At 71.7% G+C, this 16,724-nt stretch carries 12 protein-coding genes; 6 read left to right on the top strand and 6 right to left on the bottom strand.

From position 1 onward, the window contains the following. Positions 1-120: 120 nt before the first annotated feature. The 3 genes from BJ971_RS21170 to BJ971_RS21160 are packed head-to-tail and all read right to left on the bottom strand — an operon-like array spanning position 121 to position 5,549. Positions 121-2,226, bottom strand: coding sequence for a glycosyltransferase family 4 protein (locus tag BJ971_RS21170; protein ID WP_184994973.1), 2,106 nt, complete (start codon positions 2,224-2,226; stop codon positions 121-123). Position 2,227: 1 nt separating this feature from the next. Beyond that, positions 2,228-3,763, bottom strand: a complete 1,536-nt coding sequence (locus BJ971_RS21165; protein WP_184994972.1) for a stealth family protein — start codon at positions 3,761-3,763, stop codon at positions 2,228-2,230. Further along, the gene (locus BJ971_RS21160) at positions 3,756-5,549 is read right to left on the bottom strand and encodes a stealth family protein (protein ID WP_184994971.1); all 1,794 of its coding nucleotides are present in this window, start codon (positions 5,547-5,549) and stop codon (positions 3,756-3,758) included. The genes BJ971_RS21165 and BJ971_RS21160 overlap by 8 nt, the downstream gene beginning before the upstream one ends. 560 nt (positions 5,550-6,109) lie before the next feature. Here BJ971_RS21160 and BJ971_RS21155 point away from each other — a divergent pair. Both BJ971_RS21155 and BJ971_RS21150 read left to right on the top strand, forming a co-directional pair. Then, complete coding sequence (locus BJ971_RS21155) at positions 6,110-6,409, top strand: SCO0607 family lipoprotein (RefSeq protein ID WP_203709216.1); 300 nt, start codon at positions 6,110-6,112, stop codon at positions 6,407-6,409. Between the two features lie 49 nt (positions 6,410-6,458). Then, positions 6,459-7,019: a DUF2087 domain-containing protein gene (locus tag BJ971_RS21150; RefSeq protein WP_184994970.1), complete on the top strand. Its 561-nt coding sequence runs from the start codon at positions 6,459-6,461 to the stop codon at positions 7,017-7,019. A 48-nt stretch (positions 7,020-7,067) separates the two neighbouring features. Here BJ971_RS21150 and BJ971_RS21145 read toward each other — a convergent pair whose 3' ends face one another. After that, entirely contained in the window at positions 7,068-9,461 is a 2,394-nt protein-coding gene (locus BJ971_RS21145) for a glycoside hydrolase family 3 N-terminal domain-containing protein (RefSeq protein WP_239087350.1), read from the bottom strand. A 292-nt stretch (positions 9,462-9,753) separates the two neighbouring features. Between BJ971_RS21145 and BJ971_RS21140 the strand changes: the two genes are divergently transcribed. The 3 genes from BJ971_RS21140 (at position 9,754) to BJ971_RS21130 (ending at position 12,949) form a co-directional block, all read left to right on the top strand. Next, a complete protein-coding gene (locus BJ971_RS21140) occupies positions 9,754-11,121 on the top strand; it encodes an extracellular solute-binding protein (protein WP_311772777.1) in 1,368 nt (455 codons plus the stop codon). A 74-nt stretch (positions 11,122-11,195) separates the two neighbouring features. After that, positions 11,196-12,041 carry a carbohydrate ABC transporter permease gene (locus tag BJ971_RS21135; protein ID WP_184999008.1) on the top strand — a complete coding sequence of 282 codons (846 nt, stop codon included), beginning with the start codon at positions 11,196-11,198 and terminating at the stop codon, positions 12,039-12,041. Beyond that, the gene (locus BJ971_RS21130) at positions 12,041-12,949 is read left to right on the top strand and encodes a carbohydrate ABC transporter permease (protein ID WP_184994968.1); all 909 of its coding nucleotides are present in this window, start codon (positions 12,041-12,043) and stop codon (positions 12,947-12,949) included. Before BJ971_RS21135 ends, BJ971_RS21130 begins: the two co-directional genes overlap by 1 nt. Here the strand turns inward: BJ971_RS21130 and BJ971_RS21125 are convergent. Both BJ971_RS21125 and BJ971_RS21120 read right to left on the bottom strand, forming a co-directional pair. After that, entirely contained in the window at positions 12,927-13,958 is a 1,032-nt protein-coding gene (locus BJ971_RS21125; protein ID WP_377885251.1) for a LacI family DNA-binding transcriptional regulator, read from the bottom strand. The two genes, BJ971_RS21130 and BJ971_RS21125, sit on opposite strands and share 23 nt — an antisense overlap. Before the next feature lie 85 nt (positions 13,959-14,043). Continuing rightward, positions 14,044-15,141, bottom strand: coding sequence for an endo-1,4-beta-xylanase (locus BJ971_RS21120; protein WP_239087351.1), 1,098 nt, complete (start codon positions 15,139-15,141; stop codon positions 14,044-14,046). Between the two features lie 298 nt (positions 15,142-15,439). On the opposite strand from BJ971_RS21120, the gene BJ971_RS21115 reads away from it, so the two are divergent. Next, positions 15,440-16,711 carry a GDSL-type esterase/lipase family protein gene (locus BJ971_RS21115; protein ID WP_184994967.1) on the top strand — a complete coding sequence of 424 codons (1,272 nt, stop codon included), beginning with the start codon at positions 15,440-15,442 and terminating at the stop codon, positions 16,709-16,711. Positions 16,712-16,724 lie beyond the last annotated feature (13 nt).

Raw genomic sequence — 16,724 nt, 5'->3', positions numbered from 1 at the left:
CCGTCCGCGGATGGCCTGCCCTGACTGCGGGGTCCTGCCTGGAGGCCGGAGCACTCCAGTCTGAAGCTGTCGGCAGAAGGTTTCACGCATGCCGTGCGGCAGCTCTGCCGGTTGTCCGGGCTACCGGCCGGCCGGTTGATCCTCGCGGTCGGCGATCGCGAAGGCCAGTCCACTCTGCACGGTGAGGTACGGGCGGACCCAGACCTCGGCGGCCGGGGACTCCTCGTAGAGCCCGGGCGGCGCCTCGTCGTCCACCCGCACCGGCGGGTACACGTACGTCTTCTTGCGCTCGATGACGTCGTCCATCAGCCGGGCCAGCGGGGCCGGCGCGCCGTCGTCGAGCGCGCCGACCTCGGCGTCCCAGTCCTCGAGCCGTAGCAGCCGCAGCCCGGCCAGCCGGTGCAGCGGCACGTCGAAGCTGAAGTCGGCGCCGCCGCCGCTGGTACCCGCGACGGTCAGGTCGCCCGGCGGGCCGCCGCGCCGGACCAGCCGCAGCCGGGGCACCCGGTCGCCGAAGGTCCCGGCGATGAGCCGGCCGGTGACCGTCACCGCGTCGTCGCCGTACCGGATCTGGTCCAGCTCGGCGTGCCGCTCGCGCCGCCAGGCGGCGACGGCGAGGAAGCCGTCGGTCGTCGGGTACGGGACGTTGCGGGTGAACGGCGCGGTCTCCGCGCACCCGCCGAGCAGGCCACGGACGTCGAGCCGGCCCGCGCGCAGCCGGTGCCGCCGGCCGCGGCGGTCCTCGAGGAAGAGGTCCCAGCGGCCCTCGTCCAGCAGCGGGGCGTCGGCGGGGAAGGTGGCCTCCCAGCCCGGCTGCGCGCCGGTCAGCGGCAGCCGCACCAGCCGGCGGTCCGGCTCGGCTCCCCGGGACCTGAAGACGAGGTGGGTCATGGTCCGGGCGAGGCGGTCGCGGGGGACCTCCACGACGACCCGGCCGCCGCGCATCCGGCAGCCGCCCACGTACCGCTCCTGCGCCGCGGCGGGCCGCCACCGCCCGGGCAGGGTCTTCAGCAGGGCGAGCTCGCCCTCGGCGCGCAGCCGGCGCACCGGCGCGGCCAGGTTGGCGGCGGTCCTGGTCAGCGTGCCCTCGGCGGGGCGCAGGCGTGCGAAGAGCTCCTCGTACCGGGCGGCGACGGTCGCGGGGTCGTAGCGCCGGGAGTTCTCCCGGGCGGCGCGGCCGAGCCCGGCCCGGAGCCGGTCGTCGTTGATCAGGCGGAGCAGGCCGGCCGCGATCGCCGCCACGTCGCCGACCGGCACCAGCAGCCCGTCCACGCCGTCCGTGATGATCTCGGCCGGGCCGACCGGGCAGGCGGTGCTCAGCACCGGCAGCCCGCAGCGCATCGCCTCGACGATGGTCATCCCGAAGGATTCCTTGGCCGAGGTCACCGCCGCGATCGAGCCCTTCGTCCACTCCGCCTCCAGCGGCGTGTACGCGCCCATCAGGAAGACGTGGTTGTGCAGGCCGAGGTCGGCGATCAGGGCGGCGAGCGGTGCGGCCTGCCCGCCGCCGCCGTAGATGCGCAGGCTCCAGTCCGGCCGCTCGGCGACCACCCGGGCGAACGCGCGCACGAGCAGCTCGTACCGTTTGACGGTGGCGAGGCGCCCGGCCGCGACGACGATCCGGCTGGCGCCGTCGGCCGGGGTGATGTCCGGGTCGGGGACGCTGTTGGGGATGGACAGGATCGGCAGGTCGCCGTCGGGCAGCCGGTCGGCGAGGGTCCGTGCGTCGGCCTCGGTAACGGTCACCGCGGCGGACAGCGCCGGGTAGTGCCGGCGCATCTCCTCGCGCACCGTCGGCGGCACCGAGTCCTGGGTCATGTGCTCCTGCGCGATCCGCACCTGGTCCGGCCGGGCGAGCCGGGCCACGCAGAGGTTCAGCGCCGGCCGGGTGCCGACGACCACGTCCGCGGAGGTCTGCCGCAGGTAGTCGGCGATCCGCTCGTCGGTGAGCCGGCTGTAGAACCGGAAGAACTCCTCCTGCACCGGCACGAGCGTGGACAGCTCGCGGCCGCGCGGATCCTCGGAGTCCGCCGAGCCGGGGCGCAGATCGACGAGCCCCACCACCGAGATCCGCGGGCCGATGTCGAGCATCGGGCGGTCCAGCCGGCGCAGGATCGAGACGACCTCGACCTGGTGCCGCAGGGACAGCTCCCGGGCCAGGTTGATCACCGTACGGATGGTGCCGCCGACGCCGTACACGTTGTGCACCAGAAACGAGATCCGCACGTCAGCTCAGCTCGTACGGGCTGGCGACGGGGAAGTAGCTCTCCAGGAACGGCAGCAGCACCGCGTGCTGGTATGCCAGCTCCTCCGGCTTCGAGTAGGCGTCGTTGAGGCAGAACGCGTCCCAGTCGCGGCGGGCCAGGACCCGGTTGAGCCGCGCGGCGAGGTCGGGCACGGCGAGCTGGAGGTAGCCGTACCGCACGGCGCCCGGCAGCGCCCGCCCGCTGTGGTACGCGTAGTAGTGGTAGAGGTTGGAGACGGTGGAGAGGTCCCGCGTGCTGCGGAACCGCGACGCCATGGTGGCCGCGTACTCGTCCGGGAACTCCGCCTCGATCTCGCGCATCACGCTGCGCCGCAGCGGGTAGGGGACGTGCTGGAAGACCTGGGTGATGGTGACCCCGAACCGCTGCTCCAGCAGCCGCCGGTTGTTCTTGCAGGCCGCGTCGACCGGGGTGTCGTCCGGCGAGACCGGGCCGAGCGGCACGTGGCCCTGGGAGAGGAAGAAGCGGGACAGCCCGTTGGAGAGGAAGAACGACTGGGGGATCAGCGGCCGGCCGAGGAACATGTCGTCGTTGAAGTAGACGAAGTGCTCGGCGAGCCCGTCGATGTGGTGCAGCTGGCTCTCGATGGCGTGCGAGTTGAAGACCGGGAGCACGCTCGGGTCGCTGAAGATCTCCTTGTGGCTGACCACCCGCAGGTTCGGCCGGCTGGTGTCCAGCCAGTCCGGCGTCTGGTCGTCCGTGACGATGAAGATGTTGCGCACCCACGGCGCGTTCGCGTGCACCGAGCGCAGCGAGAACCGCAGCTCGTCGCGGCTCAGGAAGCGGGCCGCGCTGGCCGATTCCTCGTGGTAGGTCTCGCCGGTCACCTGCGCCCGGCGGCGCTGCCAGTCCGGGTCGGTGCCGTCGACCCAGGTGTACACCACATCGATCGGGAAGCCGATGTCGTCCGGCAGCGTCACCGTCATCTCGGGCCTGGTGCGCACCCGCGCCGGCTCGTCGCCGCCGAGGCGGGTGAACGCCGCGGCCGGTGCCGGCACCGCGGCGGCGCCGGCGGGTACCTGGGCGGTCGCCCGGTTGGTGCGGGGCGCGGTGAGCACGCCGGCGTCGGCCTCCCAGAACTCGACGTCGCATCCGTACTCGCGGTCGTAGACGAGGGTCCGTGCGGGGTCGGTGCGGAACCAGAACAGCCGCAGCACCGTCGCCTGGCCCGGACGGCGCCAGGAGCCCGGCTCGCCGGCGTCACCGAACAGGTCCCGCGCCGGCGGCCTGGGCAGCACCGAGGCGACGTACGCGGCGGAGTCGCGGCCCAGGGCGCGCAGGCACGCGAGCACCTCGGCGCGCCGGTCCTCGCGGACCGCGACCACCGAGGCGCAGTCCTGGGTGCCGCGCACGACGAAGTGCTCCAGCCCGGCGGCCTCGAGCGCCCCGGTCACCGCGGTCAGGTTGAGTGACCGCGCCCGCAGCGGGGTGAGCCGTTCGTGCACGTGGACGGTGCGGGGGAGCAGGTCGACGGTCAGCTTGACCCGCCGCTCAGCCATGGTTGTCCCGCACGTACTCCTTGGTGTGCTGCCGCGGCACGAGCCGCTTGCCGTGCCGCCCCGCGGCGAGGGCCAGCTCGGTCGCGCTGAAGGCGGACCGCTCCTCGGCGAGGTCGTCGGGCAGCTCGAACGGCGAGCGGAACGGGAAGTAGTGCGGCAGGAAGTCCGCCATCATCGCGGCCTGCTCGGCCAGCGCCACCTCCGCGGAGTCCGTGTCGTTCAGGCAGAAGACGTCGCAGTGCCGCTTGGCCAGCAGGAACGCGAGCTGCACCGGCGTCGAGGGGTGCGCCAGGTCGGCGTACGTGTACTTGATCGAACCGGGCACCGCGCGCCGGGTCAGGAAGGCCCAGTAGTGCTGGAGCGAGGACGGGATCGACAGGTCGCCCGGGTGCCGGAACTGGTGCTCCGCCGTGCGCAGCACGTCCTCGGGCAGGGTCTGCTCGATCTCCTCCAGCACGCTCTTCTGGAGCGCGTACGGCACGTGCTGCATCTTCTGCGCGATGCTGACCCCGAAGTGCTCCTCGATGTGCCGCCGGTTGTTCTTGCCGGCCGCGGTGACCGGCGCGTCGTGCACGGTGGCCGGCCCGGCCTCGAGCTGCGCCGTCGACTGGAAGAACTTGGCGATGCCGTTGGCGTGGAAGAACGCGGTCGGCAGCACCGGGCGGCCGAAGAACATGTCGTCGTTGAAGTAGATGAAGTGCTCGGCCAGCCCCGGGATGCGGTGCAGGCGCGACTCGATCGCGTGCGAGTTGAAGGTCGGCAGCGCGCCGGTGCCGCCGAACAGCTCCCGGTGGCTGACCACGGTGATGCGTGGGCCGGAGTCGTCCAGCCAGGGCGGTATCTGGTCGTCGGTGACCAGGAAGATCCGCCGGATCCAGGGCGCGAACGCCGCCATCGAGCGCAGCGAGTACCGCAGCTCGTCGCGGCTGATGAACCGGGACTGGTTGGTGGCGATGATGTTGATCTGCTGGTGGCCGAGCGCGGCGAGGGCCGCGTTCTTGCGGCGCAGCCAGTCCGGGTCGCCGCCGTCCACCCAGGTGTACACGGCGTCGATGGGGAAGCGCACCTGCTCCGCCGGTGCGCCGGCGAACTCCTCCCGGGTCCGGTACCGCGGCCCGGCGTCGTCGTCCGGCATGAACGGGCTCAGCGTGGCGGCGCCGACGTGCCGGATCTCGGCCTCGGCCGGCAGGGCGGTGGCCACCTCGTTGCCGCGCGGCCCGACGATCGTGTCCGGCGCGCCGTCCGCGCCGGGCACCCGGCGCCAGAACTCGATCTCGCAGGCGGATCCGCTGCCCAGCACGGTGGTGCCGCGCGGGTCGGTGACGGGGAAGTAGACCTGGACGCCGCCGCGTGCGGTCCGTCCGGCCCGGAAGCCGCGTTCGGTGACGTCACCGGCGAGGATCCGCGCACCGGCCAGGCCGGCCGCGCCGTGCAGCGCGGAGAGGGTGCGGGCACGGTCCTCGACGGACACCGCGACGGCGCTGTGCTGGTAGCCGTGCGGTCGCACGCAGAAGTAGTCGATCTCCGCGGCGTCCAGGACGGCGACGACCGCGTCCAGGTTGCGCCGCCAGGCCCAGGCGGGGGTCGCGCCGACCTCGACGCGCGCCTGCACGGCGGCGCCCCGGTCACGGGCCCGGACCAGGTCGCCGGCCACGGCCGGCGAGCCCAGCGCCCGCTGCCGGGTCAGCCGGCGCACCAGCCAGAGGCGACGGTCCGGCGGCAGCACCTCCAGCATCTTGAGGCGGCGGCTCTTCGGCAGCAGGCGGTACAGCTTGTGCGCGATCATGCCGATTCCCCCAGTTCGCAGCGGAATCCCCGGCCGGCCGCCGAAATCGTCTCAATCAAATGCCTGGACAACGATCCCCCGAAATTCATCGCAATCATGGGAACGGCCGGGTAGTTGAAGATCACCATTCGACGGTGCCTTATGTCCGGCCATCATCGACCTTTCTGCCGCCGGTTAACAGCGGCTGAACGGCCGATGTTCACTGTGTACCACACGGGCGAAAGCCGCCCGGGAATTGCATCCCGAATCACAAAAGGGCAGGTCAGAGCCGTTTGACCGAGAGATCTGCCGTGCGCGCGACAATGGGCAATCGGTGGCGTGTATCCCCCGATCGTGCCAACTGTTTCCGCGCCTGCTCCGCATTCACGGGATCTGTCAGCTGTGCGACACCGCCATCCGTTCCGCTCCTCTTTCGACCCCGCTGCGCGGCTCGCCTACTTAGGACGCGGCTCCCCGGCTCCCCGGGCGACAGGCATTGTGTAACGGATTGGTAACGGCCGGACGGGCGATGAGTACGCGTACCGATGGCGGACCGGCCGCGCTCGGCGAGACTTACGGTCATGAGATCCACGAGCCGAACCCGAACCCGAACCCTGACCACGACCCTGCTCGGCGCGACGGCCCTGGCGGCGACGCTGCTGACCGCGGGCTGCCTGAGCGACGCGATCTGCGGCGGCGGCCAGTACCCGGTCACGGCGGTGGGCACGACGGGACGCGACTGCGTCCCGGAGGGCCATGAGCCGCCGGCCGGCTACGTGCGCTTCCCCGAGGGCAAGGTCCCCGAGCACGTCGGCGACGAGTGGGACGAGTACTGGAACACCCACATGATCGACAAGACCGGCGCCATCGTCGAGGTCTGAGGCGGAAATCCGGGTGCGGCGCGGGGCGCGGCGTGCCTACGGTGACCGGATGTCCATGGAAGCCGCCCGCGCCGCCGACGTCCTCGCCCAGCTCTCCGACAAGACGCGGCTGCTCGCGTTCGCCGAGCTGGTCCGCCGCGGCGCCGAGGGCGTCACGCTCGCCGAGCTCACCTACGCCCTCGATGTGCCGCTGCCGAAGACCGGCGACGCCCTCGCCCGGCTCGTCGCCCTCGGGCTGGCCACCGGTACCGGCAACGGGGTCTACCGGGTGCGGCCCGAGGGGCTGCGCGAGGCGGCCGCGGCGGTCGACCGGCTACAGCCGATCGCCGCGCTGCTGGCGGAATACCCGCAGCTGCGGGCCAACTTCTCGCACGGCCGGCTGGCCACCATGCCGCCGACGCTCAGCGAGCGCACCCCGCTGCTGGGCGAGCTGCTGGCCCGGTTCCTGGCCCTCGACGGCCTGTACGGCGAGGACGAGATCAACCGCCGCCTGGCCGAGGTCACCGACGACGTGGCGGGGGTGCGGCGGATGATGGTCGACACCGGCTGGCTGGAGCGCGACCGCGCCGGCACCACCTACGGCCCGGGCCGCCCGCTGCCGGTCGGCTGATGGGCGACGGCGGCGCCGGTTCGGCCGGCGCCGCCGCCACTGCCCCTCTCACCGGGCGTCCTGGATCACCTCTACGGGTGTGATCAGCCTGCGGTCGGCGCCGACCGTGCGCACCGGGCCGGTCAGCCGCACCGCGCCGCGGCACGGGAGATTGCCCGCCGACGTGCCGACCATGATCTCGATCTCGCCGGGCTCGACGACGCGCTCGAGGTCGCGGCCGGTGAACGCGGTCCGGTCGGCGTGCACCTGGAACCGGACCTCCGCGCCGCGGCCCGCCGCGAGGTGCACCCGGGCGAAGCCCGTCAGCTGCTTCACCGGGCGCGTCACCTGCGCGACCGTGTCGTGCAGGTAGAGCTGGACCACCTCGTCGCCCGCCCGGGTCCCGGTGTTGCGGACCCGGACCGACACGGTGAACTCGCCGTCGGTGGGCACCTGTTCGGCGCCGATCGCCAGGTCGCCGACCTCGAAGGTGGTGTACGACGACCCGTGGCCGAACGGGAACAGCGGCGTCGGGTCGAGGTTGCTGATGTCGGTCCGGTCCGCGCCGAGCGGCGGCTGGAGGTAGGTGCCCGGCTGGCTGCCCGCGTACCGGGGGATCTGCACCGGCAGCTTGCCGCCGGGCTGGATCCGGCCGCTGAGGACGCCGGCGATCGCCGGGCCGCCCTCCTCGCCCGGCATGAACGCCTGCACCAGGCCGGCGGCGCGGCCGTGCACGTCGCCCAGCGCGTACGGGCGGCCGGAGACGACGACAACGACCACCGGCGTGCCGGTCTCGAGGAGCTCGGCCAGCAGGTCCGCCTGCACGCCCGGCAGGCGCAGGTCCTCGGCGTCGCAGCCCTCGCCGGAGGTGCCGTTGCCGAACATGCCCGCGAGGTCGCCGACGACCGCGACGCACAGCTCCGCGTCCCGGGCCGCGGCGACGGCGGCGGCGAAGCCGGAGCGGTCCGTGCCCTGCACCCCGCTGCCCTGCTCGTACACGATCTTGACATCCGGCAGCTCAAGCCGCAGCGCGTCGACCACCGACGGCACCTCGATGCCCATGCCGAGGCCGGGGTAGCGCGGCAGGACGTGGTTCGGGAACGAGTAGCAGCCCATGAACGTGCGCGGGTCGTCGGCGCACGGCCCGACGACGGCCACCTGGCGCAGCGGCGGGCGGTCCGTGCCGAGCACCGGCAGCGCCGTGCCGGCCTCGAGCAGCACGATCGAGCGTTCGGCCACCTCGCGGGCCAGCGACCGGTTGGCGGGGGAGTCGAGGTCGGTGCCGGCCGCGCGGGTCACCGAGGCCTCGGGGGTCCAGTCCGGGTCGAGCAGGCCGAGCTCGGCCTTGTGGGTGAGCAGCCGCCGGGCGGCCCGGTCGACGAGCTCCTCGGCGATCTCGCCGCGGCGCACCCGCTCCACCAGCGCGGCGCCGTAGCCGAGCGTGTCCGGCAGCTCCACGTCGATGCCGGCGGTGAGCGCCTGCATGCCGGCGTCGGCGGTGTCCGCGGCGACGCGGTGCATGGTGGCGAGGAACGGCACGGCCCAGTAGTCGGAGACCACCGTGCCGGTGAAGCCCCACTGCTCGCGCAGCACGTCGGTGAGCAGCCAGGGGTCGGCCGCGGCCGGTATGCCGTCCACCTCGGAGTACGAGTTCATCACCGAGGCGGCGCCGGCGAGCTTCACCGCGGCCTCGAAGGGCGGCAGGATCATGTCCATCAGCTCGCGGCGCCCCATCGGCACCGGGCCGTGGTTGCGGGCGGCGCGGGCGGCCGAGTAGCCGGCGAAGTGCTTGAGGGTGGCCAGGACGCCGGCGCTCTGGAGGCCGCGGACGTACGCCGCGCCGAGCATCGACACCAGGTAGGGGTCCTCGCCCATGGTCTCCTCGACCCGGCCCCAGCGGTAGTCGCGGACCACGTCGAGCACGGGGGACAGGCCCTGGTGCACGCCGGCGGCGGCCATGTCCCGGCCGATCGCCGCGGCCATCCGCCCGATCAGATCCGGGTCGAAGGTCGCGCCCCAGGCGATCGCCGCGGGGTATACGGTCGCGCCGAAGGTGGTGAAGCCGGTGAGGCACTCCTCGTGCACCAGCGCCGGGATGCCCAGCCGGCTGCCCGCGAGCACGACGTGGTGCTGGCGGACCACCTCGGCCGCGCCCTCCTCGACGGTGACCGGGATGCCGCCGTACACCCGGGTGAGGTGGCCGAGCCCGTGCCGGCTGGCGTCCTCCAGCGAGACGGTGCCGGCGGCGGCGAAGACGTCCTGCATCGGCGCGACGTTGTGGCCGGCGTCCGGGTCGGTGTCCGGGTCGGCGTCCGGCCGGACGGTCTCCTCCTCCTCCGCGGACTTGCGGACCCACCGGCTGCCCAGCTGCGCGACCTTCTCCTCGAGGGTCATCTGCGCCAGCAGCAGGCTGACCCGGTCGGCGACGGGCAACGTGTGGTCGTGCCAGTCAGGTGTCGTCACGATGGTTCTCCTTACGAGCCGGACGAGCGTCGGGCTCCGAAACTTTCGGGCTTTCGGTGAGATCTGGCCGCGACCGGATCGTGACCTGAGGTGCCCTCGGCTTGGTGCTCCACGCGCTGCGATGGGGTCCACTCTCGCTGGTAAAGCACGAGTCTTTCAAGGGCCTTGACACGTCAATCACGAAATCCTACGTTAACCAAATCTCTCGGTAACTTGCGGTTGTCGATCGAAAGTTCCAGAATTCGGGACCAGGATCGACGGCCACCCCCTCAGCCATCGACTCGCCGCATCCGTGCGGCACTCGAGTACGGAGATCAGCGTGGAGCGCAGCCCGATATCGCGTCGCAACTTCCTCAGCCTCACCGCCATGGCAGGTGCGGGCGCCGCACTTGCCGCCTGCGGCAGCTCCGGCCCCGGCGGCGATTCCAACAGCGGTGGCAAGGCCGGCACGGCCAGCTACTGGTTCCTCACCGGCCAGCCGGGCGAGGGGATCAGGCAGACCGCGGCGGAGCGGTTCAACAAGGCCAACCCGAACAACAAGCTCGAGTTCACCGCGTTCGAGAACGACGCGTACAAGCAGAAGATCAAGACGGCCATCGGCGCCGGCCAGGCGCCGACCCTGATCTGGGGCTGGGGCGGCGGCGGCCTGAAGAGCTACGTCGACGCGGGCCAGGTCGAGGACCTGACCGGCTGGTTCGGCGAGAACGCCGCGGTCAAGGACCGGCTGTTCCCGTCGTCGTTCGGCCCGGCGACGGTCGGCGGCAAGATCTACGCGATGCCGTGCGAGACCGTGCAGCCGATCGTCCTGTACTACAACAAGAAGGTCTTCGAGAAGGCCGGCGCGCAGCCGCCGCAGTCCTTCGAGGAGATGATGGCGCTGGTGCCGACGTTCAAGTCGAAGGGCATCATTCCGTACTCCCTGGCCGGCAAGGCCCGCTGGACCAACATGATGTGGCTGGAGTTCCTGCTCGACCGCATCGGCGGCCCCGAGGTCTTCCAGAGCGTCTTCGACGGCCAGAAGGACGCCTGGTCCAACCCGGCCGTGCTGGACATGCTCACCAAGATCCAGCAGATGGTGAAGGACGGCGCGTTCGGCAAGGGCTTCTCGTCGGTCGACGCCGCGGACAACGCCGACCAGGCCCTGCTGTACACCGGCAAGGCCGCGATGATGCTGCACGGCGGCTGGACCTACGGCAGCATGAAGAACGACGGCGGCGACTTCGTCTCCGGCGGCAACCTCGGCTGGATGAACTTCCCGCCGGTCACCGGCGGCAAGGGCGACCCCACCAACACGGTCGGCAACCCGGGGCAGTACCTCGCGATCTCGTCGAAGGCGACGGCCGAGCAGAAGGAGACCGCGAAGAAGTTCTTCACCAGCGGTGTGCTCGACGCGGACGAGACCAAGGCCTGGATCAACGACGGCGGTTCGGTTCCGGTCGCCAAGGGCACCGAGGCCATCCTGGGTGCCTCGCCGGACGCCGCGTTCCTCAAGTACGTTTATGACACCTCCGTCAACGCCAAGGTCTTCGCGCAGTCCTGGGACCAGGCGCTGAGCCCGACCGCCGCCGAGGCTCTGCTGGACAACATCGCGAAGCTGTTCCAGCAGCAGGTCTCGCCCCAGCAGTGGGTCACCAACATGAACCAGGTCATCGGCAAGTGACGGCCCTTGCTCCGCCCCCGGACGCACTGGCGGGACGCTCCTCCACCGGCGGGCGGAGCAAGTCCGTGTCCTGGATGGTGCTGCCGGCGCTCGCCATGTTCGTGGCGTTCGGCGTCGTTCCACTGCTCGGCGTGCTGGGCCTCAGCTTCACGCAGTGGGACGGGATCGGCGACATCCACCCCGCCGGCCTGGACAGCTGGCGGCACGCGCTGACCGAGCCCGGGCTGTTCCACGCGCTCGGGGTGACGTTCCTGGTGATGGCGCTGTCCTGGCTGTTCCAGACGCCGATCAGCCTGCTGATCGGCGTCCTCCTGGCCTCGCACAAGCGATACCGCGGGTTCCTCGCCGTGCTGTACTTCATCCCGCTGCTGCTGAGCTCGGCGGCCATCGCGATCACCTACAGCGCCCTGCTGAATCCGAACTTCGGGCTCGGCGCCGGGCTCAACATCCCGCTGCTCAACCAGGACTGGCTGGGCCAGAGCAACCTGGCGCTGTGCGTGGTCGTCTTCGTGGTCTCCTGGCAGTTCATCCCGTTCCACTCGCTGATCTATCAGGGTGGCGTGCGGCAGATACCCAGGTCGATGTACGAGGCGGCCGAGATCGACGGCGCCGGCCGGATCGGAACGTTCTTCCACATCACCCTGCCGCAGCTCAAGTACACGATCATCACCTCGTCGACGCTGATGGTGGTGGGGTCGCTGACCTTCTTCGACCTGATCTTCGTGCTCACCTCCGGCGGGCCCGGCGACGCCACCCGGGTGCTGGCGCTCGAGATGTACCAGACCGGGTTCAAGGCCAACCTGATGGGACCGGCCAGCGCCATCGCGGTGATCCTGGTACTCGTCGGCCTCGGCCTTGCCCTGCTGCTGCGCCGGATCGGCGGCGGCAGCGCGTCCGACAGCCAACTGGAAGGTGCCTGATGGCCATCTCGACCCGGCCGGCACTGCCGAAACCCGCGGGGCCGGCACCCATCCGGCACGGCGGGCCGCGGCGCAAGCCGTCGGCGCTGCGGCGTTGGAACTGGATCGGCGGCGGCTTCGGCTGGCTGTGGCTGCTGGTGGTGATGCTGCCGATCTACTGGATCGTCATCACCAGCTTCAAGACGCGGGCCAACTACTACGCGCAGAACCCGTTGGTTCCGCCGGCCGATCCCACGTTCGACAACTACCGCCAGGTCTTCGAGGCGGACTTCGCGCGGTACTTCACCAACAGCGTGGTGGTCACGGCCGGAGCGACCCTCCCGGCGGTGCTGGTCTCGTTCATGGCGGCGTACGCGATCGTCCGCGGCGGCGCGGGCAGCCGCTTCCTGCGTTCGGTGAACGGCCTGTTCCTGATGGGCCTGGCCATCCCGTTGCAGGCGGTGATCATCCCGATCTATCTGATCATCATCCGGCTGCAGATGTACGACACCCTGATGGCGATCATCCTGCCGTCGATCGCCTTCGCCATTCCCTTGTCGGTGCTGGTGCTCGCCAACTTCATCCGGGACGTGCCGAAGGAGTTGTTCGAGTCGATGCGCCTCGACGGCGCCTCCGAATGGGGCACCCTCTGGCGGCTGGCCTTCCCGCTGACCCGCCCCGCGCTGGTCACCGTGACCATCTACCAGGGACTCGCGGTCTGGAACGGGTTCATCCTGCCGCTGATCCTCACCCAGAGCCCCGAGCAGCGAACCCTGCCGCTGGGGCTGTGGAGCTTCCAGGGCCAGTACGGCGTCAACGTGCCGGCGGTGCTCGCCTCCGTCGTGCTGACCACGCTGCCGATCCTGATCTGCTACGCCGTCGGCCGGCGGCAGCTGCTCAGCGGTCTCACCGCGGGCTTCGGGAAGTGACCGGGGCGGCCGTGCTGTCCCGCACCACCAGCTCCGTCGCCAGCTCGACGCGGGGCGCCTGAAGGGTCTCGCCGCGCGCCATCCGGAGGATCGTGCGCGCGGCGAGACCGCCCATCTCCGCTAGAGGCTGCCGCACGGTGGTCAGCGGCGGCGAGGACCAGCTCACCTCGGGCAGGTCGTCGAATCCGACCACGCTCAGGTCGGCCGGCACCCGTAGCCCGCGCACGCGCGCGGCCTCGTACACGCCGAGCGCCATCTGGTCGCTGGCGGCGAAGACGGCGGTCGGCGGGTCGGCCAGGTCGAGCAGCCGCTCGCCCGCCGCGAAGCCCGACTCGTGGCGGAAGTCGCCGGGCACGATCAGGGCGTCGTCGACGGCCAGGCCGGCGGCGTCGAGCGCGGCCCGGTAGCCGTCCAGCCGGGCCCGGCTGCAGAGCAGGTCCCGGGGGCCGGCGACCAGGCCGATCCGGCGGTGCCCGAGGGCGATCAGGTGCTCGGTGGCGCTGAGCCCGCCCGCCCAGTTCGTCGCGCCGACGGTGGGCACCTCGGCGCCCGCGCCGTTCGCCGGGTCGATCACCACCGCCGGGATGTGCAGGCGGTGCATCTGTGCCAGGACCGGCGAGTTCACGTCGGTCATCACGAAGATGACGCCGTCCGAGGTACGCGCCCGCAGGTTCGCCAGCCACTGCCGGGTCGCCGCCGCCTCCTGGTGCACGGCCGCGACGACGGTGCCGACGCCGGCCGCGTGGGCGATGTCCTCCACGCCGCGGATGAGCTCCACCGCCCACGGGCTGTCCAGGTCGTTGAAGACAAGATCGATCAGCTGTGCGCGGCCGGGCTGCCGAGAGTTCCGGCGCCGGTAACCCTGCTCGCGCAACAGCTGCTCGACCCGTTCACGCGTCTCCGACGACACGTCCGTACGTCCGTTGAGCACCCGCGATACCGTCGGAACGGACACGCCGGCTGCGTCGGCGATGGCCGCGATGGTCACCCGTCTGCCGTGCTGGGGCATCGCCATCATCCTCGCTTCCAGGCCCTCCCGGGCTGGAAGTTTCGGACCCGGTTCCGGGAGTATTGCACAGGCTTGTTCCGGGGGTTCAGCGTCCCGCGAGCGTCAGGGTGTCGCGCAACGCGTAGTACGCCGGCTTGCGGACCAGGTTCTCGTCCAGCGGGGTGGCCGAGCCCTGACCGGAGAAGACGCTGGGCACCCACGAGTAGCGGTCGGTGAAGCCCCACAGCGTGTACGACACGCAGCGGCGGGCCAGCAGGCAGGCCTGGAGCAACGTGTTGAAGCCCGACACCTGCGCCTGCACCTTGATCGGATCGGTCGGCAGCGGCATCCGCACGTCGACCTCCGTCAGGGCGCTCTCCAGGCCGAGCGCCTCGAACCGGCGCAGGTTGGTCAGGGTGTCGCCGGGCACGCCGTACTGCACGGCGAGGTGACCCTGCACGCCGTAGCCGTGCACCGGCACCCGCTGCGCCTTCAGCTCCTTCACGAGGCGGTAGTACGCGTCGCTCTTGGCGTTGACGCCCTCGTTGTTGTAGTCGTTGAGGTACAGCTTGGCCCGCGGGTCGGCCTGGTGCGCCCAGCGGAACGCGTCCGCGACGTAGCCGGGCCCGAGGTTGCGCAGCCAGATGGTGTCGCGCCAGGTGCCGTCGTCGTTGAAGATCTCGTTCGTCACGTCCCAGTGGTAGACCCGGCCCTTGAAGTGCGAGACCTCGTCGAAGATGTGCTTGCGCAGCAGCGCGCGCAGCTCGGCGGGGGTGAACGCGTCCTCGGTCAGCCAGGACGGGTTCTGGCTGTGCCAGACCAGCGTGTGCCCGCGCACCTTCTGGCCGTTCGCGCGGGCGAAGTCCACCAGGGTGTCGGCGGCCGCCCAGTCGTAGGTGCCCTGCACCGGCTCCACCAGCTGCCACTTCATGACGTTCTCCGGCGTCACGGAGTTGAACTCGTGCGCGGTGGCCTCGCGGTACGGCGCGTCGGCTGCCAGCGCGGTGGTGTCGACGGCGGTGCCGATCCGCAGGCCGGCCCGGTCGGCGGCGACCCGGAGCCCGGGGTCTTCGGCCGGCGCGCCCGCGAGCGCGGGTACCGGCTGTTGTGTGGTGGTCGCCGGCCGTGTCGCGGCCGCCGGGGACGCGGCGACCAGCGCCAGCGACGCCAGCGCGGCCGCACTGAAGATTCGGTGGATTCTCACTTTCGGACCGTCCTTCCCAGACCGCGCAGGCGGCGTGGGGTGCCGCGGCGCGGGGTTTCGAAGATTCCGAGAAATTCCGTTACGTGTCCGGAAGATAGGCCAGCGCCGCGCCTCGGTCAACCGGCTACAACGTGGACGGACAGCCGTGAAGATCAATGCAAACAAGGCGGTGATCTGGGATGTAACAGTCTCTTGACGAGACTTCGACCTGCCTCTATGTTACGAGAAATCGCTTGGCGCATTGCCGAAACTTCCGGAACTACGTCCCCCACGACGCCGTGGCCGACGAAGGAGACGCATGTCCACCAGACGCGAAGTGCTCGCCCTCGCCTCGGGCGCCGCGCTCGCCGCGACGGTCCCCGCGGGGACCGCGGCGGCGGCCGCGAGCCGCGACGGCGCGGGCTGGACCGCGACGTGGGCGGCCGTGCCCACCACGATCCCGCCGGGCGCGCCGACCGTCCTCGAGGACCGGACCGTGCGCCACGTCGTGCACGTCAGCGCCGGCGGCGAGCAGGTGCGGGTCCGGCTGACCAACGAGTTCGGCGAGCAGCCGCTGGCCGTCGGCGAGGTTCGCGTCGCCCGCCGGGCCGGCGACGGCGCGAGCACCGCGACGGTGCCGGGCACCGACCGGCGGGTGACGTTCGGCGGACGGGCCGCGACGACAATCCCGGCCGGCGCGCCACTGGTCAGCGACCCGGTGCGGCTGCACGTCCCGGCCGGCACGGAGCTGACGGTCAGCATCTACCTGCCGCGGCGCACCCCGGTCACCACCCTCGCCGCGTTCGCCTACCAGGACAACGTGATCGCGGCCGGCAACGTCACCGCGGCCCGGACGGTAACGCCGACGGCCGTGCTCGCGCAGAACCTCTTCCTCTCCGGGGTCAGCGTCGCCGGCCGGGCGGCCGGGGCGGTCGTCGCGCTCGGCGACTCCATCACCAACGGCGCCAACACCGTGGCGAACCTGAACCACCGCTGGCCCGACCTGCTCGCGCGGCGGCTGCGCGACGCCCGCCGCGACCGCGGGGTGGTCAACCTCGGCGTCTCGGGAAACCGGCTGCTGCGCGACCCCAACCCGCCCGCGGGCAGCGGCGCCGAGGCTTACGCCGCGTTCTTCGGCCACAGCGCGCTGCGCCGCTTCGACCGCGACGTGGTCGCACAGCCCGGTGCGCGCTTCCTGATCGTGCTGCTCGGCGTCAACGACCTCGGCCACCCGGGCACGGCCGCGCCGGCCGACGAGGTGGTCACCGCGGACGACCTGATCGGCGGGCACCGGCAGCTGATCGCCCGCGCACACCAGGCCGGGCTGCTGGCGTACGGCGCCACCATCCTGCCGTTCAAGGGCGACACCCTCGGCTTCTGGTCCGAGGCCAACGAGCGCAAGCGCGCGACGCTGAACCGCTGGGTCCGCACCGGCGGCGAGTACGACGCGGCGATCGACTTCGACGCCGCGGTCCGCGACCGCACCGACATCCTGCGGCTCGACCCGGCCTACGACAGCGGCGACCACCTGCATCCCAACGATGCGGGCATGGCCGCGCTGGCGGCCGCGGTCCCGCTACGACTCCTGTAGACAGATAGGGACG

This window comes from Amorphoplanes digitatis, from assembly GCF_014205335.1.
GTDB lineage: Bacteria > Actinomycetota > Actinomycetes > Mycobacteriales > Micromonosporaceae > Actinoplanes > Actinoplanes digitatus.
This window is presented reverse-complemented; position numbering and strand designations above follow the sequence as displayed.